The organism is Vibrio sp. Y176 (assembly GCF_033438945.1).
This window is the reverse complement of sequence record NZ_JAWOQS010000983.1, coordinates 1-556: the sequence shown is the minus strand read 5'-3', so window position 1 is coordinate 556 and position 556 is coordinate 1. Positions and strand designations below refer to the sequence as shown.

1 protein-coding gene is annotated in these 556 nt (G+C 46.4%); it reads right to left on the bottom strand.

Features of this window, described 5'->3' with window-relative positions; translation table 11 throughout:
- Window positions 1-556, bottom strand: a 556-nt coding sequence (locus R7O13_RS29765) for a histidine kinase dimerization/phospho-acceptor domain-containing protein (RefSeq protein WP_318305578.1), incomplete at both ends; no start/stop codon positions are given.

The following is a 556-nucleotide window of genomic DNA, read 5'->3' as shown; positions in this document are numbered from 1 at the left end:
GACGCTCTGAAATACCGATACCGGTGTCTCGCACCATAAATTGCAGCTCAACCGAGTCACCTGCTTGTGAACGCATTTCGACGCTAACATCGATGTTTCCGCGCTCAGTAAACTTAATGGAGTTCCCCACCAAGTTAGTCAAAATTTGTTGGATACGTAGCGGGTCTCCGACTAGACCTGGCGGGATCTTCGGATCCACTTTCAAGGTGATCTCCAGACCTTTCTCATGCGCGCTGGTGGCTTGTAGGTTGATTACTTCTTCTAAGCTTTCGCGGAAATCAAATGGAATGTTTTCCAACGCCAGCTTACCGGCTTCCAATTTCGAGAAATCGAGAATGTCATTGATGATGTTTAATAGGTTGTTTGCGGACTTCTCAATGGTTTGCAAGTAGTCGGTTTGGCTATTAGAAAGCTGCGTTTTGAGCATTTGACGAGTAAAGCCAATCACACCATTTAATGGCGTACGTAATTCGTGCGACATCTTGGCAGAAAATTCTGACTTCACACGTGCGGCTTCTCGTCCGCGCACCTTCTCAATATACAGCTCAACGTTTTG